The sequence below is a fragment of the Streptomyces sp. NPDC001787 genome, assembly GCF_040297465.1.
Taxonomy (GTDB): Bacteria; Actinomycetota; Actinomycetes; order Streptomycetales; family Streptomycetaceae; genus Streptomyces.
Genome location: NZ_JBEOZE010000002.1, coordinates 22,091 through 43,130, shown reverse-complemented (window position 1 = coordinate 43,130; position 21,040 = coordinate 22,091). Strand labels below are relative to the sequence as shown.

General features: G+C 71.2%; 14 protein-coding genes. 7 read left to right on the top strand and 7 right to left on the bottom strand.

Translation table 11 applies throughout. The features are described from left to right. Positions 1–20: 20 nt before the first annotated feature. Genes ABT170_RS02885 through ABT170_RS02870 form a run of 4 tightly spaced genes read right to left on the bottom strand, consistent with a single transcriptional unit; the run spans position 21 to position 4,570 of the window. Positions 21–671, bottom strand: coding sequence for a GTP-binding protein (locus ABT170_RS02885; protein ID WP_266923809.1), 651 nt, complete (start codon positions 669–671; stop codon positions 21–23). After that, positions 652–1,065 (bottom strand): DUF742 domain-containing protein, encoded by a 414-nt coding sequence (locus ABT170_RS02880; RefSeq protein ID WP_266923807.1) that lies wholly within the window; start codon positions 1,063–1,065, stop codon positions 652–654. The genes ABT170_RS02885 and ABT170_RS02880 overlap by 20 nt, the downstream gene beginning before the upstream one ends. Next, on the bottom strand, positions 1,062–1,544 hold the full coding sequence (locus tag ABT170_RS02875; protein WP_266923806.1) for a roadblock/LC7 domain-containing protein: 483 nt from the start codon (positions 1,542–1,544) through the stop codon (positions 1,062–1,064). The genes ABT170_RS02880 and ABT170_RS02875 overlap by 4 nt, the downstream gene beginning before the upstream one ends. Beyond that, the gene (locus ABT170_RS02870; RefSeq protein ID WP_351864087.1) at positions 1,541–4,570 is read right to left on the bottom strand and encodes a sensor histidine kinase; all 3,030 of its coding nucleotides are present in this window, start codon (positions 4,568–4,570) and stop codon (positions 1,541–1,543) included. Before ABT170_RS02870 ends, ABT170_RS02875 begins: the two co-directional genes overlap by 4 nt. Positions 4,571–4,933: 363 nt before the next feature. On the opposite strand from ABT170_RS02870, the gene ABT170_RS02865 reads away from it, so the two are divergent. Next, positions 4,934–5,719 carry a hypothetical protein gene (locus ABT170_RS02865; protein ID WP_351863630.1) on the top strand — a complete coding sequence of 262 codons (786 nt, stop codon included), beginning with the start codon at positions 4,934–4,936 and terminating at the stop codon, positions 5,717–5,719. 57 nt (positions 5,720–5,776) lie between these two features. On the opposite strand, the gene ABT170_RS02860 is transcribed toward ABT170_RS02865, so the two are convergent. Continuing rightward, the gene (locus ABT170_RS02860) at positions 5,777–6,274 is read right to left on the bottom strand and encodes a MarR family winged helix-turn-helix transcriptional regulator (RefSeq protein ID WP_443034254.1); all 498 of its coding nucleotides are present in this window, start codon (positions 6,272–6,274) and stop codon (positions 5,777–5,779) included. Positions 6,275–6,519: 245 nt separating this feature from the next. On the opposite strand from ABT170_RS02860, the gene ABT170_RS02855 reads away from it, so the two are divergent. Together ABT170_RS02855 and ABT170_RS02850 are read left to right on the top strand one after the other, a co-directional pair. Then, complete coding sequence (locus tag ABT170_RS02855; RefSeq protein ID WP_329942076.1) at positions 6,520–7,344, top strand: lysozyme; 825 nt, start codon at positions 6,520–6,522, stop codon at positions 7,342–7,344. A 201-nt stretch (positions 7,345–7,545) separates the two neighbouring features. Further along, positions 7,546–8,283: a polysaccharide deacetylase family protein gene (locus tag ABT170_RS02850; RefSeq protein ID WP_266927800.1), complete on the top strand. Its 738-nt coding sequence runs from the start codon at positions 7,546–7,548 to the stop codon at positions 8,281–8,283. Between the two features lie 175 nt (positions 8,284–8,458). Here ABT170_RS02850 and lon read toward each other — a convergent pair whose 3' ends face one another. After that, complete coding sequence (lon, locus tag ABT170_RS02845; protein WP_329942075.1) at positions 8,459–10,879, bottom strand: endopeptidase La; 2,421 nt, start codon at positions 10,877–10,879, stop codon at positions 8,459–8,461. 280 nt (positions 10,880–11,159) lie between these two features. On the opposite strand from lon, the gene ABT170_RS02840 reads away from it, so the two are divergent. The 4 genes from ABT170_RS02840 (at position 11,160) to ABT170_RS02825 (ending at position 17,948) form a co-directional block, all read left to right on the top strand. After that, entirely contained in the window at positions 11,160–11,837 is a 678-nt protein-coding gene (locus ABT170_RS02840; RefSeq protein ID WP_329942074.1) for a spermidine synthase family protein, read from the top strand. A gap of 235 nt (positions 11,838–12,072) precedes the next feature. Beyond that, complete coding sequence (locus ABT170_RS02835; protein WP_329942073.1) at positions 12,073–12,810, top strand: response regulator transcription factor; 738 nt, start codon at positions 12,073–12,075, stop codon at positions 12,808–12,810. Then, on the top strand, positions 12,807–13,883 hold the full coding sequence (locus ABT170_RS02830; protein ID WP_266923791.1) for a HAMP domain-containing sensor histidine kinase: 1,077 nt from the start codon (positions 12,807–12,809) through the stop codon (positions 13,881–13,883). Before ABT170_RS02835 ends, ABT170_RS02830 begins: the two co-directional genes overlap by 4 nt. A 258-nt stretch (positions 13,884–14,141) precedes the next feature. After that, positions 14,142–17,948 carry a multifunctional oxoglutarate decarboxylase/oxoglutarate dehydrogenase thiamine pyrophosphate-binding subunit/dihydrolipoyllysine-residue succinyltransferase subunit gene (locus ABT170_RS02825; protein ID WP_329942072.1) on the top strand — a complete coding sequence of 1,269 codons (3,807 nt, stop codon included), beginning with the start codon at positions 14,142–14,144 and terminating at the stop codon, positions 17,946–17,948. A 79-nt stretch (positions 17,949–18,027) separates the two neighbouring features. Here ABT170_RS02825 and fxsT read toward each other — a convergent pair whose 3' ends face one another. Then, positions 18,028–21,009, bottom strand: coding sequence for an FxSxx-COOH system tetratricopeptide repeat protein (gene fxsT / locus ABT170_RS02820; RefSeq protein ID WP_351863626.1), 2,982 nt, complete (start codon positions 21,007–21,009; stop codon positions 18,028–18,030). Between the last annotated feature and the right edge of the window lie 31 nt (positions 21,010–21,040).

Genomic DNA, 21,040 nt, shown 5'->3' with positions numbered 1-21,040 from the left:
TCCGGCTTGCGCCGGGGGCTCTACGCCGGGGTGGCGTCGAGCGCGTGGCCCACCAGGGCCAGCAGCGACTCGACGACCGTGATCCTGTTGCGCGCGTCCATGATCACAACAGGTACGTGCGGGGGTACGGTCAGGGCCTCCCTGACGTCCTCCGCCTCGTAACCGGGCGTGCCCTCGAAGTGGTTGACCGCCACGATGTACGGCAGCCCACAGCTCTCGAAGTAGTCGAGCGCGGGGAAGCAGTCGGCCAGCCGCCGGGTGTCCGCGAGCACGACCGCGCCGATCGCCCCGCGCACCAGGTCGTCCCACATGAACCAGAAGCGCTGCTGGCCGGGTGTGCCGAAGACGTACAGGACGAGGTCGTCGTCGAGCGTGAGCCGGCCGAAGTCCATCGCGACGGTCGTGGTGACCTTGTCGGGCGTCGCGGAGAGGTCGTCGGTCTCCTCGCTGGCCTGGGTCATCAGCGCTTCGGTCTTCAGCGGGGTGATCTCGGAGACCGAGCCGACGAACGTCGTCTTGCCCACCCCGAAACCGCCAGCGACCACGATCTTGGTGGCGATGGGCGCCCTGGTGTGGTCGAGCTGCCAGGCCTGGATCGATTCGTCGGCCTGGTCCCCGGGCCCCGGCTGTCGCGGGGCGAAGAGCGGCGACTCAGAGACGGCGGAGTCCATTGAGCACCCTTTCGAGCAGTGCGCGGTCGGGCTGACCGGTGCCGTGACCGGTTCCGTACACGCGGATCTTTCCCTGGTCGGCCAGGTCGCTGAGCAGCACCCGGACCACACCGAGCGGCATCTTCAGGAGGGCCGAGATCTCCGCGACCGTACGCATCCGGCGGCAGAGTTCGACGATCGCCTGGAGTTCGGGCATGACGCGCGAGGCGAGATTGCCGTTGGTGAGCTCGCGGCGCTCCTCGGGGGCCTCCAGCGCGGCGACGAACGTCTCGACGAGCAGGACGTGGCCGAAGCGGGTGCGGCCCCCGGTGAGGGAGTACGGACGGACCCGTGCGGGCCTCTTGTCGGACCCGCGGACGGGGAGCCTGCGGGCGGGTTCAGCAGCGGGCGTCACTGGGTGCTCTCCATCGATTTGCGCAGTTCACTGCGGAGTTCGGGGGTGAGGACGTGTCCGGCACGGCCGACGAAGAGCGCCATGTGGTACGCGATGACGCTCATGTCGCAGTCGGGGGTGGCGTGCACGCCGAGCAGGGAGCCGTCGCTGATCGACATGACGAAGACGCTGCCCTCGTCCATGGCGACCATCGTCTGCTTGACGCCGCCGCCGTCCATCAGCTTCGCGGCTCCCACGGTGAGGGAGCCGATGCCGGAGACGATGGTGGCGAGGTCGGCGCTGGAGCCCTTGGGGCCGTCCTGCCGGCCGGTGACCGGGGTGGTGGTGAGATGGCCGGGGTCGGAGGAGAGCAGCATGAGCCCGTCGGACGAGACGACGGTGACCGAGTGGACCCCTGGCACCTCCTCCACCAGATTGCTCAGCAACCAGTGAAGGTTCCGGGCTTCGGTACTCAGCCCGAATGTGCTGGGCGCAGTCAACTGCGTGCCTCCTCGACTGTGTCCCCCGTCTCATCGGTCCGGCCGCCCGTGCGGCCGGCCGGCTCAGGTTGCTCGGTCTGTACGGTGCGTTCGCCGTGGTGGTCGGCCACGGTGTGCTTGCCGGTGCTCTCGGCGATCTCCGCCTCGACATCGCGCCGGCCGTCCTTGGCCCCCTGGTGGAAGCCGCCGAGTCTGCGGCGCAGGGCCTCCTTGTCGATGCTGCCCTTGCGCTCGGTGGTGGGGGCCGCGGCGGGCTGGACGATCCTGGGGGTGCGCTTGGGCAGCCCCTTGTCGGTGATCCGTTCGGCCAGTGGCTGCCGGGGGCCGGGGAAGGCGTCCACCGCCGGGGCGGGGGCCGGGTCCTGGGCGGGGAGCGGCTCCGCGGGGGCCGGGGTCTCGTGCGGCTTCGGCGCGGCGTCCGGCTCCTGGGGGGCCGGGGCGGCCGTCCGGGCGGGGCCGGGGTCGGCGGGGCGCTCGTGCCGGTCGGGGCCGATCGCGTACGGATCGGCGGTCTCCGGCACCACCGGCGCCACCGGCATCCGGACCTGCATGGTGATCTCGGACTCGGACTCCGGCGCGGATTCCGGCTCCGGAGGCGTCTGCGCGGACACGGGCCCGGGTGCCGGAGCGGGGGTCCCGGCGGGCGCGGGGTCCTCGGCGGAGGACGGGGGTTCGGCGGGGGCCGGGGACTCGGCAGCGGCCGGGGACTCGGCGGGCACCGGGGCCGGCACGGCCTCGTACGGCTGGACACCGGCGTCCCGGATCGTCTGCTCGGCGGCGGCGATCAGCGGGTCGGCGGGGGCCGCGGCCGAGCGGGCGGGCAGCGCGTTGGAGTTGGCCTCGGCGACCGATCCCGGCAGGTTCAGCGCGGGCGCGTCCCCGGACACCTTCACCGGCGGCGGCGAGGCCGCCGGAGGGGTCTTCGGCAGCAGGGTCTGCGGCAGGACGACTACGGCCGTCACTCCACTCCCCTTCTGCTCGCGCAGCTGCACCCGCACGCCGTGGCGCGCGGCCAGCAGTGATGTCACCTGGAGGCCGAGCCCGGCGCCGTCGGCGTTCTGCTCCCCCGCCTCGAAGGAGGCCGGGTCGGCCAGCCTGGCATTGAGTTCGCCCATCCGTACGGATGACATGCCGATGCCCTCGTCCTGCACGGAGAGCATCACCTCACCGGTCTCCAGCAGCCAGCCGGACAGCTCCACCTGGGAGTCGGGGGGTGAGAAGGAGGTCGCGTTCTCCAGGAGTTCGGCGACGAGGTGGCTGAGGTCGTCGGCGGCGAAACCGGCGATCTGGGCATGCGGCGGCAGGGACTGGATGGTGACCCGCTCGTACCGCTCGATCTCGCTGACGGCGGCGCGCAGGACATCGACCAGCGGGATCGGGTTCGGGTGGCCGTGGCCGTGCTCGGCGCCCGCGAGGACCAGCATGTTCTCGCTGTGCCGGCGCATGACGGTGGCCATGTGGTCCAGCTTGAAGAGCGTGCCCAGGCGCTCCGGGTCCTGCTCGCGCTCCTCCAGGCTCTCGATGACACCGAGCTGGCGCTCGACCAGCCCGAGGGTGCGCAGGGAGAGGTTGACGAAGGTGTGGTGGACCGTGTTCCTCAGCCGCTCCAGCTGGCCGGCGAGATCGGCCGCGTGGACCTGGAGTTCGGCCCGCTGGAGGGTGAGTGCCTCGCGGCCCGCGATCAGTTCGGCCCGCTCGCCCTGGAGGCTCTCGAAGCGGCCGGTGAACTCCTGGTGCAGCCCGTGGACCTTGCCGTGCAGGGTGTTCATCGACCGGACGACCTGGGCGAACTCGTCGTTGCGGCCGGTGTAGCGGACCGGTTCGGCGCTCTCCGGTTCACTCGCGAGGCGCGCGGCGCCGAGACGGAGGACGGCGAGCGGCTGGGTGAGCGTGCGGGCGACGGCGGTGGAGACCCCGACGGCGAGCAGGAAACAGCCGCCGAGCAGGGCGATGCTCAGTTCGAGCGCGGTGACGTCGTCGTCGCGCAGCCGCTCCAGGCGCTGGACCCGCTCCGTGCCGAGGGCGGACTCCACGCCGCGCATGCGCTCGATCCGGGCGGAGAGCGCCTCCCCGGTCTTCCCGGGGTCGGTCTTGCGCTCGGAGGCGGAGAGCTCGGGCCGGTCGGTGAGCCTGGAGAGGTACTTCTCCGCGCTGTTGACCTCGGAGCCGGTGACGGTGGCGGCGAGCTTGTCGCGGGCGGCGGGGCTCGCGGCCTGGTCGAAGTCGGCGAGCGAGGCCAGTTCCCGTACGCGGGCCTGCTGGGCGGCGGCGCTCAGCTCGTCCCGGTCGCGGGAGTCCTCGGAGTCGCCCTCGTCCTGGAGCGGCAGCCCGGTGAGCGGGTCGTTCTGCGGGGCCGTGTCCTTCTTGCCCGGGACGGCGAGGGCGGCCAGGAGGAGTCCGCGGGTGGCGGAGGCCTGCTCGACGGCACCGGCCAGCGCGAGCGGGGCCCGGGTGGCGTCGGCGGCGCGCGGCGGGGTCTTCTCCGCGAGCTCCTCGGCGAGGTCGTGGAGCTTGGAGATGACCTCGGAGTACGCCTGGTGGGCCTCCAGCGCCGATCCCTTGCCGGTGAGGGCCGCGCGGCGGAGGGAGGGAACCGTGGAGAGGTCACGGCGCAGCGTGTCCGGGGCCTCGGCGCGGATCTCGTCGATCTGCTGGTCGACGCGGGCGCTGCGGCTCTCGGCCTCGCTGTTCCCGCCGTCCTTCTTGCCGCCCGCGCCCTCGTCACGGCCGGCGGCGATGTACGCGGTGACCGCGTCGCGCTCGTCGGCGAGGGAGTGCGCCAGGGTGATGGCCTGCTGGTTCAGCTCCGCGAGGGTGACCAGGCCCTGGGACTCGTTGAGTTCGGAGGAGGCGTCGAGAGCCGCGGGCGCGCCCGCCGCGATGACGGTGATCCCGACGACGGCGACGCCCGCGACGAGCCGGCTGCGTACCCGCACGGTGCGCTTGCCCGCCCCCGCTGCCGCCGGGGGCATCGCCCCGGAACCGTCGCGCGTGCTGCCCTTGCTCCGCGGCCGCTTCTTCTGCACCGGTGCTCGCAATCTCGACTCGTCCACCCTTGAAGCGGAGGTGACGCTCGGTCACGTATGGAGGCACCCCGCTCCTGGTACGGCTTCCGACCATTCCAGCGCTTTTGAGAGGGGGGCGCGCATCAACCGCTCCGCCACTCGAACGAGTGAACATCACTCCCGAGTTGACGAACAAGTCTCCCCGCGCGCGTCGTCGGCCATGCATGGACACCGGGTGGAACTTCGGCCCCGGCTTTGGCAGGATGCCCGCCCGCACACGCTCCGGAGCCCTTCCTTCCGCCCTGTCGGGCCGCGCTGACCTGCTGGTACAAGCCAATGCCCGCCCCGTGCAGGCCCCGTGAAGAGTTCGTGCAGACTGGCAGTATGCGCATCGAACTCGCCTCTGTTCCCGGCAGTCCCGAACGCCCCAACGAGGACTGGGTCTCCACGGCTCTGCCCGCGTCCGGCCAGGGTGGATCGCTGGTCCTGCTGGACGGCGTCACCCCGCCCCGGGGCGACGACGGATGTGTGCACTCGGTGCCCTGGTTCACCGCGCGACTGGGCGGCTCGCTGGCCGAACTGTCCGGTTCACGACGAGATCTGACGCTCACCGGGATTCTCTCGGAGTCCATTCGGCGCACCGCCGACGCCCATCGGGCCACGTGTGACCTTTCTCACGTGCGTACACCTCAGGCAACAGTGGTCCTCGCACGCTGGGACGAACACCGGGTCGAATACCTGGTGCTGTCCGACTCCGCCCTTCTCCTGGAGGCACCGGACGGGACGGTCCGGCCGGTGCTCGACGACCGTCTCGACCGGCTGCCGCCCGGCGCGCTGGCCTCCGAGACGGTCGCCGACACGCAGTTCCGCAACCAGGAGGGCGGGTTCTTCACCGCCGCCGCCGACCCCCGGGTGGCATCACGCGCGGTGACCGGTGAGACCCCGCGGGCGCGGGTGCGCGCGCTGGCCGCGCTCACGGACGGGGCCGGCCGCTGGACGGAGACGTTCCACGAGGGCGACTGGACGGCCGCCCTGGGGCTGTTGCGCAAGGTGGGGCCCCAGAGGCTCATCGACCGGGTCCGGGAGCTGGAGAACGCGGACACGGACCGCGTGTATCTGCGGCGGAGCAAGACGCACGACGACGCCACGGCGGTGTACGCGGAGTTCTGAGCCGTATCCCGGAGGCCCGTCGCGCGCCCCTGGGCGGCGTACGCCGGAGGATCCCGCTCAGTCCTCGGCCCGGGCGTTCAAGTGGTGCAGCAGCCGGGCCAGTTCCGCGACCTCCGCCCGGTCCCAGTCGGCGAGCTTGCGCACGTACCGGCCGCGACGGGCGTCCCGTACGCGGCGGAACCGGGCCAGCCCCTCATCGGTGAGGTGGACCAGCCAGGCCCGGCCGTCCGCCGGGTCGGGTTCGCGGGCCACCAGTCCGAGGCCCTCCAGGGCGCGCAGCTGACGGCTCATCGTCGCCTTGCCGACGCCGAAGTAGGCCGCGAGATCGGTGGCCCGCTGCCGCCCCGCCGACTCCAGGCGCACGAGCAGGCCGTAGGCGGCCGACTCCAGGTCGGGGTGCACCTCACGGGCCATTTCCCCCGAATTGGCGCGTGCCCGGCGCAAGAAGACGGCCAACTCACGCTCCAGCGCGAGGAATTCGTGGTCCACACCACTTCCGGCGGTTGCGCCGGGTTCACGCCCTCGTTCACTCCCGTGCACGTCAGCACCCCTCATACGCTTTTCCGCCGCTGAAAGTTTCTTTCGCCGTCGGCCATCGCCGCAGCTCGGTCAGTATTTCGCAGGCGTAGACCAACGGCGGCGCGCAGGCCCCCTTCCGCCACGCCGGTCTACGTGCGTAGCGTCAGCACTGTCATGGGTGGCATGAACACACCATGACAGCCCGACAGGGGCGCTCCCCCAACCGCCCCTGGCAGCAACTCCCCTTGCTCCCCCCACTCAGGCCTCGGAGGAAACCCAGAATGCCCGTCCTCAGATTCGGACCGTCCCGCCGCTCGCGCCTCGCCGCCGCGGGAACCCTTCTCGCGGCTCTCTCCCTCCTCATCACCCTGCCCGGTACGGCGACCGCGGGCGACACCCCCGCCCGGGGTACGGCCCGGATGGGCCAGGGCGTCATCGAGCACGACGGTCAGGGCGGACTGCCGCGGGACCCGCGCGCCGTGCAGACCGAGGGCGTGGACGTCAGCGGCCATCAGAACGCCGTCGACTGGGCGACGCTGTGGAACAGCGGCGTGCGGTGGGCCTACGTCAAGGCCACCGAGGGCACGTACTACAAGAACGAGGACTTCGCCCAGCAGTACAACGGCTCGTACAACGTCGGCATGATCCGGGGTTCGTACCACTTCGCCACCCCGAACACGACCAGCGGCGCCGCCCAGGCGAACTACTTCGTGGACAACGGGGGCGGCTGGTCCCGGGACGGCAAGACCCTGCCCGGGGCGCTGGACATCGAGTGGAACCCGTACGGAGCCCAGTGCTACGGCCTGTCCCAGGCGGGCATGGTCGCCTGGATACGTGACTTCGTGAACACCTACCGGGCACGCACCGGACGGGACCCGGTGATCTACACCGCGACCAGCTGGTGGAAGGACTGCACGGGCAACAACGCGAGCTTCGGCGCCACCAACCCGCTCTGGGTGGCCCGCTACAACTCGACCGTCGGTGAACTCCCGGCCGGCTGGGGCTTCTACACGATGTGGCAGTACACCTCGTCCGGCCCGACGGTCGGCGACCACAACCGCTTCAACGGCGCCCTGGACCGCGTGCAGGCGCTGGCCAACGGCTGACCCCCGGTCGCGCACGCGGCGACTCCGCACGACCGCGCCCCGGTGACGAGCAGGCGTCGCCGGGGCGTCGCGCCGCGCCCGGACCCCCACTATGAACCACGCGTATACGCGCTATGTATAGTCCTCGCCGTGCCGCACGGATGTGCGGAACCAACCACGGAGGAGTGACCTGCCTTGCCCAGGAAGACGAAGTCGTTCGGTATGGGGTTGGCCGCCACCCTTGTGACCGCGCTCACGCTCACCTTGAGCGGCTGCTCCATGGAGACGACGGCCCCGGGCTCGGCACGTCAGGACGCCGCCTCCGACGCCAAGGGCTCGTTCGGCCCGGTGGACTGCCGCAAGGCCAAGTGCATAGCGCTCACCTTCGACGCGGGCCCGGCGAAGGACACCCCACGTCTCCTGGACATCCTCAAGGAGAAGAAGGTCCACGCCACCTTCTTCCTGCTGGGCAAGAACCACGTGCTCAAGCACCCCGACACCGTGCGGCGCATCCAGGACGAGGGCCACGAGGTGGCCAATCACACCTGGTCGCACGAGATCCTCACGGACAAGAAGCCCGACGAGATACGGGCCGAGCTGAAGAAGACCCAGGACGCCATCGCGAAGATCACCGGGAAGAAGCCCCGGCTGATGCGTCCGCCGCAGGGCCGCACCGACGACACCGTCTCCGACATCAGCAGGGACCTCGGGCTCTCGCAGATCCTGTGGAGCGCCACGGCCAAGGACTACTCGACGAACGACTCCGCGCTGATCAAGAAGCGGATACTCGACCAGGCGGGCAAGGACGGCATCATCCTGCTCCATGACATCTACAAGGGCACGGTGCCCGCGGTGCCGGGGATCATCGACGCGCTCCAGAAGAAGGGCTACACCTTCGTGACGGTCCCCGAGCTGATGGCACCCGCCACGCCGGTACCGGGCACCATCTACCGCCCCTGACCGGTCCGGTCGCCGCCCGAGCGGGCCCGTGCCCCGGATCCGGAGGGCCTTTGCCCCGGATCCGGTCGGCCTCGGCCCCTCCCGTACGCGGAACGGCCCGCCCCCCGTCGACTCGGGTGGGCGGGCCGTCCGTACCGGCCGCGCACCTGGTGCCACGCCCGTCACGCCGTGACAGTCAGGCCGCGGCCGGGATCCTCTCCCGCACCCCGGCCGAGGCCGGGGCGAGGGCGATCTCCAGCACCTGGCGGACATCGGTGACCGGGTGCACGTCCAGCGTGTCGAGGACCTCGGCCGGGACGTCGTCCAGGTCGGCCTCGTTCCGCTTGGGGATCACCACGGTGGTGATGCCCGCGCGATGGGCCGCCAGCAGCTTCTGCTTCAGTCCGCCGATCGGCAGCACCCGCCCGGTCAGCGACACCTCGCCGGTCATCGCCACGTCTGTACGGACCAGGCGTCCCGAGAGCAGGGAGGCCAGCGCCGTCGTCATGGTGATACCGGCGCTGGGCCCGTCCTTGGGGACGGCGCCCGCCGGGAAGTGGATGTGCGCGCCGCGGTCCTTGAGGTCCGCGACCGGCAGTTCCAGCTCCGCGCCGTGCGACCGCAGGAAGCTCAGCGCGATCTGCGCCGACTCCTTCATCACGTCGCCGAGCTGGCCGGTGAGGGTCAGTCCGGACGCCCCGGTCTCCGGGTCGGCCAGCGACGCCTCCACGAACAGCACGTCCCCGCCGGCCCCGGTGACCGCGAGACCGGTGGCCACGCCCGGCACCGCCGTACGGCGCTCGGCCGGGTCCTGGGCGGACTCGGGAACGTGGTGCGGCCGTCCGATCAGGCCTCGCAGATCCTCCTCGGACACCGTGAACGGCAGCTCCCGGTCGCCCAGTTCGTGCTGGGCCGCCACCTTGCGGAGCAGCCTGGCGACGGCCCTCTCCAGGTTCCGTACGCCCGCCTCGCGGGTGTACTCCCCCGCCAGCTTGCGCAGCGCGGACTCGTCGAGGCCGACCTCGTCCTTCTCCAGACCGGCCCGCTCCAGCTGGCGCGGGAGCAGGTGGTCGCGGGCGATGACGACCTTCTCGTCCTCGGTGTAGCCGTCGAGCCGGACCAGCTCCATACGGTCCAGCAGTGCCTCCGGGATGGCCTCCAGCACATTGGCCGTCGCCAGGAACACCACGTCGCTGAGGTCGAGCTCGACCTCCAGGTAGTGGTCGCGGAAGGTGTGGTTCTGGGCCGGGTCCAGGACTTCGAGCAGGGCGGCGGCCGGGTCGCCCCGGAAGTCCGAGCCGACCTTGTCGATCTCGTCGAGCAGGACGACCGGGTTCATCGAACCGGCCTCCTTGATGGCCCGCACGATACGTCCGGGGAGCGCGCCCACGTACGTACGCCGGTGGCCCCTGATCTCCGCCTCGTCCCGGACACCGCCGAGCGCGACACGGACGAACTTGCGGCCCATGGCGTGCGCGACGGACTCGCCGAGCGAGGTCTTGCCCACTCCGGGCGGGCCGACGAGTGCCAGCACCGCGCCGCCGCGCCGCCCGCCGACGACCCCGAGGCCGCGGTCGGCACGCCGCTTGCGCACCGCGAGGTACTCGGTGATCCGTTCCTTCACGTCGGCCAGACCGGCGTGCTCGGCGTCCAGGATCTCCCGCGCGCCGCGGATGTCGTAGGCGTCCTCGGTCCGCTCGGTCCAGGGCAGTTCGAGAACGGTGTCCAGCCACGTCCTGATCCAGGAACCCTCCGGGCTCTGGTCGGAGGAGCGCTCCAGCTTCTCGACCTCCTTGAGCGCGGCCTCCCGGACGTGCCCGGGAAGATCGGCGGCCTCGACCCGGGCCCGGTAGTCGTCGGACTCGTCCTCCGGGTCGCCGTTGAGCTCGGAGAGCTCCTTGCGCACGGCGTCGAGCTGGCGCCGCAGCAGGAATTCGCGCTGCTGCTTGTCGACGCCCTCCTGGACGTCCTTGGCGATCGACTCGGCGACGTCCTGCTCGGCGAGGTGTTCGCCGAGCCACTGGATGGCGAGCTTCAGCCGGGCGACCGCGTCCACGGTCTCCAGCAGCCGCACCTTCTGCGCGGTGGTCAGGAAGGGCGAGTATCCGGAGTTGTCGGCCAGCGCGGAGATGTCCTCGATCTGCTGGACCCGGTCCACGACCTGCCAGGCGCCGCGCTTCTTCAGCCAGCTGGTGGCGAGCGCCTTGTACTCCTTGACCAGCTCCGCGGCGGCACCGGGCAGCGGATCGGGAACGACCACGTCGATCCGGGTCCCCTCCACCCACAGCGCCCCGCCGGGCCCACTGGTCCCGGCGCCGATCCGCACCCGGTCACGGGCCCGGATGAGCGCGCCCGGGTCGCCGTCCGAGAGGCGTCCGACCTGCTCGACGGTGCCGAGGACACCGGTCCCCGTGTACGTCCCGTCGATCCGTGGCACCAGCAGCACCTCGGGCTTGCCGTCACCGGCACGCGCGGCGGCCTGCGCGGCCTCGACGGCGGCCCGTACCTCCGTGTCCGAAAGATCCAGCGGCACCACCATTCCGGGCAGTACGACTTCGTCGTCGAGCGGCAGCACGGGCAGGTCGATCGTTGTGAACGCCTTGGACTCCGTAGTCATGATCTCCCCTTCGGCAGGCAAGTTGAGCTATGTCGACTCAATGCTCCTGAGCGGCTGATTGTTCCCCACCCCGTGTTCGCTCTGAGCGATCACCCACCGCCCGGCCCCCGCGCCCACCGCTCCGCGCCTCCGCACCGGGTGCAACACCGGCAGCCGCTCCCGCCTTCCGTGAACCGCCCCCCACCGGGCCGGATGTGCCAAAGCGTTGGCCCCGGCCGGGTCCGGCGGGCCAGGATGGCGGGACATCGTCCACCGCCACCGGAGACCGGAGAGCCACGTCATGTCCGCCAGCACCAGCCCCGTCACGCTCGACCGACGCGAAGGACCTTTCGGCGAGGTCGTCCTGCGTGAGCGCGGGGAGGACTTCGAGATCATCGCCAACGGCTGTTTCCTGATGGACACCTCGGACGGGCGGTCCGAGCGGCTCCTGATCGACGCGGCGCTCGCCGCGCTCCCGGCCGGCCGGCCCGGTCCCGCCGTCCTCATCGGCGGACTCGGGGTCGGGTTCTCCCTGGCGCGGGCCGCCGCCGAGGAGCGCTGGGGGCGGATCGTCGTCGTCGAGCGGGAACAGGCGATCGTCGACTGGCACCGGGAGGGGCCGCTGGACCGGATCTCCGGCGAGGCGCTGGCCGACGCGCGGACCGAGATCCTGCACACGGACCTGGTCGCACACCTGCGGACGACCACGGAGCGTTACGACGCTCTGTGCCTGGACATCGACAACGGGCCCGACTGGACCGTCACGGACGACAACGGGAACCTCTACTCCCCCGCCGGTCTCGCGGACTGCCGCGCGCGTCTGACCACGGGCGGTGTGCTCGCCGTGTGGTCCGCGCAGCCGTCGCACGCCTTCGAACAGGCTTTGCGGAATGCCGGGTTCAGTGCGGTAAGGACGGAAGAGGTAGCCGTTGCCCGAGGTGTACCGGACGTGGTCCATCTCGCACTCCGGACGGACTGATCCCCCCGTCCGGCACCCGGGGCCACGCCGCGCCCCCGGGCATCCGGTACAAGGCCGACGATCCGCCTCCCCGCGGGCCCCAACTCGTCGATGCGTGACAACACCCTGCGTAGCCGGGAGCCGTCCGCTGCCTTTACGCTGCTGAGCGGTACAAGGGATCACCCACGAAATCCACGAGCGAAGACCGTGCCTTGCGGGGGTATGACCCCCGTGAGAAACGGGCAGGGGCGGGGCGATGGAACAGACACACACCACCCACAACGGCGTCGCGGCCACCCCAGGGGCTCAGCGCCGGGTGCTGGTGGTCGAGGACGACCCCACGATCGTCGACGCCATTTCCGCCCGGCTGCGGGCCGAGGGCTTCCTGGTGCAGACCGCACTGGACGGGCCCGCGGCCGTGGACGCGGCCGAGGCCTGGCAGCCCGATCTGATGGTGCTCGACATCATGCTTCCCGGCTTCGACGGGCTGGAGGTCTGCCGTCGGGTGCAGGCCCAGCGCCCGGTGCCGGTGCTGATGCTGACGGCACGCGACGACGAGACCGACATGCTGGTCGGGCTCGGCGTCGGCGCCGACGACTACATGACCAAACCGTTCTCCATGCGCGAGCTGGCGGCCCGGGTGCACGTCCTGCTGCGCCGGGTGGAGCGTGCGGCGCTGGCCGCGGTCACCCCGCGCAGCGGCATCCTGCGCCTGGGCGAGCTGGAGATCGACCACGCGCAGCGCCGGGTCCGGGTGCGCACCGAGGACGTGCACCTGACGCCGACGGAGTTCGATCTGCTGGTCTGCCTGGCCAACACCCCGCGTGCGGTGCTCTCCCGTGAGCAGCTGCTGGCGGAGGTGTGGGACTGGGCGGACGCCTCGGGCACCCGTACGGTCGACAGCCACATCAAGGCACTGCGCCGGAAGATCGGCGCCGAGCGGATCCGTACCGTGCACGGCGTCGGCTACGCCCTGGAGACCCCCGCGCCATGACCCGGCCAGGGGCGGGACTACGGCCCTTCTCGATCAAGGCCAAGCTCGGCACCCTCGTCGTGGTGTCGGTGTTCATCACGACGGGGCTCCTCATCGTCGCCCTGCGCACCCGGACCGAATTCCGGTTCATCACGGTGTTCTCGGTGATCGCCACACTGCTGATCACCCAGTTCGTGGCGCACGGTCTGACCGCGCCGCTGGACGAGATGAGAGCGGTGGCCCGGTCGATCTCGCACGGCGACTACACCGGCCGGGTCAGCGGCGCCGGGCGGCGGGACGAGCTGGGCGACCTGGCCCAGACGATCAACCGGATGGCGGACGATCTGGAGGCGGAGGACCGGCATCGCAAGGAGCTGGTCGCCAATGTCTCCCATGAGCTGCGCACTCCCATCGCGGCGCTGAGAGCCGTGCTGGAGAACGTCGTGGACGGGGTGTCACCGGCCGACCCCGAGACGATGCGCACGGCCCTGAAGCAGACCGAACGGCTCGGCAGGCTGGTGGAGACCCTGCTCGACCTCTCCCGCCTGGACAACGGGGTGGTGGCGCTCAAGGCCCGCCGCTTCGAGGTGTGGCCGTATCTGTCGGGAGTGCTGAAGGAGGCCAATCTGGCCGCCTCGCAGCGCCGGCTCTCCTCCGGCTCCGGCAATCACTCCCGTACGGACGTCCATCTGCATCTGGATGTGTCACCGCCCGAGCTGACGGCGCACGCGGACGCGGAGCGGCTGCACCAGGTGGTCGCCAACCTCATCGACAACGCGGTCAAGCACAGCCCGCCGCACGGCCGGGTCACGGTGCTGGCGCGCCGCGGGGCGCATCCCGAGTCGCTGGAGCTGGAGGTCATGGACGAGGGTCCGGGCATCCCGGAGGCCGAGCGCCACCGGGTCTTCGAGCGGTTCAACCGGGGGCAGGCGCCGTCCCCGCACGGACCGGGCAGCGACGGCGGTACGGGTCTGGGGCTGGCCATCGCCCGCTGGGCGGTGGATCTGCACGGGGGCCGGATCGGGGTGGCCGAATCATCACGCGGCTGCCGTATCCAGGTCACCCTTCCGGGAATGTCCCAGCCGCGCGGTTGACATAGGGTTCGAACCGGAAGGGCACGTTCTCCGTGTCCTCCATAAAGGGGATACGGTCGGGTGGCCGTACCCACGGCTCTGCGTACCCGAAGTGCGGCGGAACCCAGGTTGTTTCCCGCCATTTCCTGTGCCGAAACCCGCCTTCCGATGTGACTTGCACGACGAAGACCGGCCCGGTCTGCAAGGAATGGCCAAGGAGGCGTAGCCTTGATTTCCGCTGTCCATCACCTTGTGAAGCGGAAGAGGGCGGTTGCCGCCGTGTCGTCTCAGTCCCCCAGTAACTCAAGCATCTCGACCGACCAAGCCAGCCCGGGTGGGAACCCGGCCGCGGCCTTCGGCCCCAATGAGTGGCTCGTCGACGAGATCTATCAGCAGTACCTCCAGGACCCCAGTTCGGTCGACCGTGCCTGGTGGGACTTCTTCGCCGACTACAAGCCGGGTACCTCCGGCACGGCGGACAAGCCCCTTCCCGACGTCGCGGCCGCGGTGACCCCGGCCCCGGTCGCCACCCCCCCGGCCCAGCCCGCGGCACCGGCTCCGGCCGCCGCGCCCGCCGCCCCGGTCCAGCCCGCCGCCGCTCCGGCGCCCGCGAAGGCCGCCCCCGCCGCCGCTGCTCCGGCAGCCCCGGCGAAGGCCGCTCCGGCGAAGCCCGCCGCGGCCCCGGCCAAGGCCGCCGAGGCGACCGAGGCCCCGGAGGGTCCGGAGTACGTGACGCTGCGCGGCCCCTCCGCCGCGGTCGCGAAGAACATGAACGCCTCGCTGGAGCTGCCGACGGCCACGTCCGTCCGCGCCGTCCCGGTGAAGCTGCTCTTCGACAACCGCATCGTCATCAACAACCACCTCAAGCGCGCCCGCGGCGGGAAGATCTCCTTCACGCACCTCATCGGGTACGCGATGGTGCAGGCCCTCAAGGCCATGCCGTCGATGAACCACTCCTTCACGGTCAAGGACGGCAAGCCGACCCTGGTCAAGCCGGAGCACATCAACCTCGGCCTGGCCATCGACCTGGTGAAGCCCAACGGTGACCGCCAGCTCGTCGTCGCGGCCATCAAGAAGGCCGAGACGCTCAACTTCTTCGAGTTCTGGCAGGCGTACGAGGACATCGTCCGGCGCGCCCGCATCGGCAAGCTCGGCATGGACGACTTCACCGGGGTCACCGCCTCGCTGACCAACCCCGGCGGCATCGGCACCGTCCACTCCGTGCCCCGCCTGATGCCCGGTCAGGGCCTCATCATGGGCGTCGGCGCGATGGACTACCCGGCGGAGTTCCAGGGCACCTCGCAGGACACCCTCAACAAGCTCGGTATCTCGAAGGTCATGACGCTGACCTCGACGTACGACCACCGGGTCATCCAGGGTGCCGCCTCCGGCGAGTTCCTGCGCGTCCTGAGCCAGCTGCTGCTCGGCCAGAACGAGTTCTACGACGAGATCTTCAAGGCGCTGCGCATCCCCTACGAGCCGGTCCGCTGGCTCACGGACATCGACGCCTCGCACGACAGCGACGTCACCAAGGCCGCCCGCGTCTTCGAGCTCATCCACTCCTACCGGGTCCGCGGCCACGTCATGGCCGACACCGACCCGCTGGAGTACCGCCAGCGCAAGCACCCCGACCTCGACATCACCGAGCACGGCCTCACCCTGTGGGACCTGGAGCGGGACTTCGCGGTCGGCGGCTTCGCCGGCAAGTCGATGATGAAGCTCCGCGACATCCTCGGAGTGCTGCGCGAGTCGTACTGCCGCACCACCGGCATCGAGTTCATGCACATCCAGGACCCGAAGCAGCGCAAGTGGCTCCAGGACCGGGTCGAGCGCCCGCGCGCCCAGCAGCCCGAGCGCGAGGAGCAGCTGCGCATCCTGCGCCGGCTGAACGCCGCCGAGGCGTTCGAGACGTTCCTGCAGACCAAGTACGTCGGCCAGAAGCGGTTCTCGCTGGAGGGCGGCGAGTCCGTCATCCCGCTGCTCGACGCGGTCATCGACTCCGCCGCCGAGGCCCGCCTCGACGAGGTCGTCATCGGCATGGCCCACCGCGGCCGGCTGAACGTGCTGGCGAACATCGTCGGCAAGTCGTACGCTCAGATCTTCCGCGAGTTCGAGGGCAACCTCGACCCGCGCTCCATGCACGGCTCCGGCGACGTCAAGTACCACCTGGGCGCCGAGGGCACCTTCACCGGTCTGGACGGCGAGCAGATCAAGGTCTCGCTGGCCGCCAACCCCTCCCACCTGGAGGCGGTCGACCCGGTCCTGGAGGGCATCGCCCGCGCCAAGCAGGACATCATCAACAAGGGCGGCACGGACTTCACCGTCCTGCCCGTCGCGCTCCACGGCGACGCGGCCTTCGCGGGCCAGGGCGTCGTCGCCGAGACGCTCAACATGTCGCAGCTGCGCGGCTACCGCACCGGCGGCACCGTGCACGTGGTGATCAACAACCAGGTCGGCTTCACCGCCGCCCCGGAGTCCTCGCGCTCCTCGATGTACGCCACCGACGTGGCGCGCATGATCGAGGCACCGATCATCCACGTCAACGGCGACGACCCGGAGGCCGTGGTCCGCGTGGCGCGGCTCGCCTTCGAGTTCCGGCAGGCGTTCAACAAGGACGTCGTGATCGACCTCATCTGCTACCGCCGCCGCGGTCACAACGAGGGCGACAACCCGGAGTTCACCAACCCGCAGATGTACACGCTGATCGACAAGAAGCGCTCGGTGCGCAAGCTCTACACCGAGTCCCTCATCGGTCGCGGCGACATCACGCTGGAAGAGGCGGAGCAGGCGCTCCAGGACTTCCAGGGCCAGCTGGAGAAGGTCTTCGCGGAGGTCCGCGAGGCCACCTCGCAGCCGCCCGCCCCGCACGTCCCGGAGCCGCAGGCCGCGTTCCCGGTGGCCGTCGACACGGCGGTCTCCGCCGAGGTCGTCAAGCGGATCGCCGAGTCCCAGGTCAACATCCCCGAGCAGATCACCGTCCACCCCCGCCTGATGCCGCAGATGCAGCGTCGCGCGGCCTCGGTGGAGAACGGCACGATCGACTGGGGCATGGGCGAGACGCTCGCCATCGGTTCGCTGCTGATGGAGGGCACCCCGGTCCGGCTCGCCGGCCAGGACACCCGCCGCGGCACGTTCGGGCAGCGCCACGCGGTGCTGGTCGACCAGGTGACGGGCGAGGACTACACCCCGCTGCTGTACCTCACCGACGACCAGGCCCGGTACAACGTCTACGACTCGCTGCTCTCCGAGTACGCGGCAATGGGCTTCGAGTACGGCTACTCGCTGGCCCGTCCCGAGTCGCTGGTCGTCTGGGAGGCCCAGTTCGGTGACTTCGTCAACGGCGCGCAGACCGTCGTGGACGAGTTCATCTCCTCGGCCGAGCAGAAGTGGGGCCAGACCTCCGGCGTCACGCTGCTGCTGCCGCACGGCTACGAGGGCCAGGGCCCGGACCACTCGTCCGCCCGCCCGGAGCGCTTCCTCCAGATGTGCGCGCAGGACAACATGACGGTCGCGATGCCGACCCTGCCGTCGAACTACTTCCACCTGCTGCGCTGGCAGGTGCACAACCCGCACCACAAGCCGCTGATCGTCTTCACCCCGAAGTCGATGCTGCGTCTGAAGGCCGCGGCGTCGAAGATCGAGGAGTTCACCACCGGCGGTTTCCGTCCGGTGATCGGCGACGCGTCGGTCAAGCCCGAGGACGTCCGCAAGGTCGTCTTCTGCGCGGGCAAGCTGTACTACGACCTGGACGCCGAGCGGGAGAAGCGCGGCGACACGGAGACGGCCATCATCCGGCTGGAGCGCCTGTACCCGCTGCCGGGTGCGGAGCTCCAGGCCGAGATCGCCAAGTACCCGAACGCCGAGAAGTACCTCTGGGCCCAGGAGGAGCCGGCGAACCAGGGCGCGTGGCCGTTCATCGCGCTCAACCTGATCGACCACCTGGACCTGGCCGTCGGCGCCGACATCCCGCACGGTGAGCGCCTGCGCCGCATCTCGCGGCCGCACGGCTCGTCCCCGGCGGTCGGCTCGGCCAAGCGCCACCAGGCCGAGCAGGCCCAGCTGGTCGCCGAGGTCTTCGAGGCCTGATCAGCGGCACCACCGTCACGGGCTCCGGCCCCCGCCGATACACATCGGCGGGGGCCGGAGCCCGTTGTGCGGTACGGAATCAGATCGGCTGGGGCTCGAAGTCCCAGTACGGGCGCTCCCCCGCGGCCACCGCGCGCACCGTGCGGTGTGTCCGCCCGAGGGAGGCAATGAGCCGGCCCAGTGTCTCCTCGGCCAGCTTTGCGGCCTCCTCCGTCCGGCCCGCCGCCCGCAGGTCCAGGGCCAGCCCCACCTCCAGGCCGACCGTGAGGGCGTGCCCGAGCCCGACCCCCACGCGGGCCCGTCCCAGCGCGGCGCGGCCGAGGTCCACCGCGCCCTGCGGGTCGCCCGTCGCCGCCCGTGCGGCGGTCGCGTTCAGGGCGCAGCCGATGCTCCAGGGGTGGTCCTCGCCGAGCACGCGTGCCATGCCCTCCGTCGTCTCCTCGCCGATCGCCAGGGCGGAGCTGTGATAGCCCAGATCGCGCAGGACGACACCGCGGTTGGCCCGGCTGCCGATCGCGTAGGGGTGGTCCTCGCCGAGCTGGGTGGCGTACAGCCGGGCGGTCGACTCGGCGATCTCCAGCGCCTCGTCGAACCGGCCCATCTCCCGCAGCAGCATGGCGTAGTCGGTGGAGATCAGCAGCGTCTCGGGGTGGTGTCCGCCCCGGCGGCCGGTCACCTTGTCGCGGACCCGGCGCATCATGGCGTGGGCGTACTCCAGATCGCCCTCCCTGCGCCGGCACAGGGCGAGGTTGTGCTGGGCCTGGAGGGTCTGGGAGTGCTCCCGGTCGAGCACTTGGCCGTGCAGCCAGGTGTTGCGCTCCTGGATCACGAGCGCCTCGCGGTAGCGGCCCAGCAGGCGCAGGGTCCAGGCGGTGTACAGGGCGGACAGCAGGGTGAGGGCGTTACGGGGGCCGAGCAGCCCCACGCGTGCCTCCAGGATCGCCCGGTGCTGGTCCAGGGACTCCGCGTACCGCCCCTGAAGGGCGATGGCCTGGGCGAGGTTGCTGCGGATGGCGAGGGTGCGCGGCACAGTGCTGTCCCCGAGCCTGCGCACCGCGCGGGCCGTGGCGTCCTCGTAGAGGGACCGCGCCTCGTCGTACCGCCCGAGGGCCGTCAGTGTGCCGCCGAGGCCGTTCATGGCCCGCAGCAGCTCGATGTCCTGCACGTCCGGGTCCGCGGAGAGCCGGTCGAGGATGTCGCGTCCGACGCCCTCGGCATCGGCGTAACGCCCCAGCCTGCGCAGCATGTTGGCGTACTGGTGGGTGGCGACCAGGACGGTGCGGTCGGTGGGGCCCGAGTCGGCCCGCCAGTGGTCCAGCGCCTTCCTGGTGATCGTCCAGCCGTCGCCGTACTCGCCCCGCATCCGGAGGTACTCGACGCAGTTGAGGACGAGGCTCCGTACGTCCTCGTCGGCCGACTCCAGCGCGCCCGAGGGTTCCAGATGGGGGATCAGATCGGCGTAGCGCTGCCAGTGGCGGGGGGACGTCGGGTCCCGGGGGTCGGCGGCGACCAGGACCCGGCAGGCGGTCTCGGACGCCTGCTTGCGGTCGCGGGCCGACAGGGTGCTGCGGACGAAGCGGTGGAAGAGCCGGTGCATGCGCAGGGTGCCCACGGTGAGGATGTCGTCCTGGGGGCCCGTCTCGTACTCCAGCCGCATGGACGTGGTCTCGGAGAGCCTGCGCAGGGCCGAGTTCCAGTTGCTGGGTTCGCTGACCAGGCGCGCCAGATGGCTGGGCAGGTCGGAGGCCCTGGCCGACCGGAGCAGCCGGACCGGCACGGTGTCGGCGGAGAAGTGGGCCAGCAGCTTGAGGAGTTCATGGGCCTGCGGCGCGTCCTCGCCGAGGGTGTTCAGCGTGGTGGACCACACGGCCTGGAACCGCTGCGCCTCGCCGCCGGACGGCATGACGTCCAGGATGTTGGGGTCGCCCTCGCGGATGTCCTGGACGTAGCGGGCGACGTCGGTGAGGGGATACGCCTCCAGCCAGGCGGCCATCTGGTCGATGAGGATCGGCAGGTCCTCGACCACGTCGGCCAGCCGGTCGGCGTCCTCCTCGGTGATCCTCGGCGCCCGGCGGCAGGCGAAGGCGATGCTCTCCTCGCGTTCGAAGCGGGGCAGTTCGACGAGCTCCGCCCCGTGGGAGGACCAGGAGGTGTCGCGCGTGGTGATCAGTACGTGGCCGGGGCCCCTGGGCAGCAGTCCGGCCAGCTCGTCCGGGCTGTCCGCCCCGTCGAACACGATGAGCCAGCGCTGCCGTGACGCGGCGAGGCGGCGCTGGGCGGCGGCGATGAGCCCGCGCAGTTCGTCGCCGTCCCCGGTGCGCAGCTCCTTGGCCAGCGCGGCGAAGTCCTCGCGCGCCATGAGCGGGGTGTGGGCCCTGATCCACCAGATGGCGTCGTACTCGCCGGCGTAACGGTGCGCGTACTCCCGCGCCACCTCGGTCTTGCCGATTCCGCCCGCTCCGTGCACCGCCACCGGCGCGGGGGCGGTCTGCGCGGCCGGCGCCGTACGGTCGTTCAGCAGCCGGTGCACCCGGTCCAGGACCTGGCGGCGACCGGTGAAGCGGCGGTTGCGGCGCTCCACGTTGGACACGGGCGGCGGCTCGTCCGGGAAGCGCAGCCCCCGGTCGAGGTCGACCCCGGAGTGCTGGTCCAGGACGAGCCCGCAGGCGGTCAGCAGGCGCTGCTTGGCCTCCTCGCGCCCCACCCCGTAGAGGCCGACGGGGTCCAGCTCACGTGCCGCCTCTGGCAGGCTGTGCGGGGTGACGGAGATGGCCGCGATCTGTGCCCGGTGGGCGGGGAGCACCTGCCGGAGCACATCGGCCCAGGCCCGGTAGCGGCCCGCGTCGAAGCGCAGGTACCAGTCGTCCAGCACGAGCAGGACCCGGCCGGGGGCGGCGAGCAGGTCGGTGAGGGCCCGGCCCTCCGGCGGCTTGCGCAGGGGGTCCCAGCGGACGAGGTTCGTGGCGATGCCCGCCGTCTCGCACTCCTCCTCCACCCATTTGGCCCAGGACTCACTCTGTCCCGCGAACACGACCGTGACGTGGTCGGAATCCTCCGTCATCCCGGTACTCCCTCGACGCAAGTGTTCAACT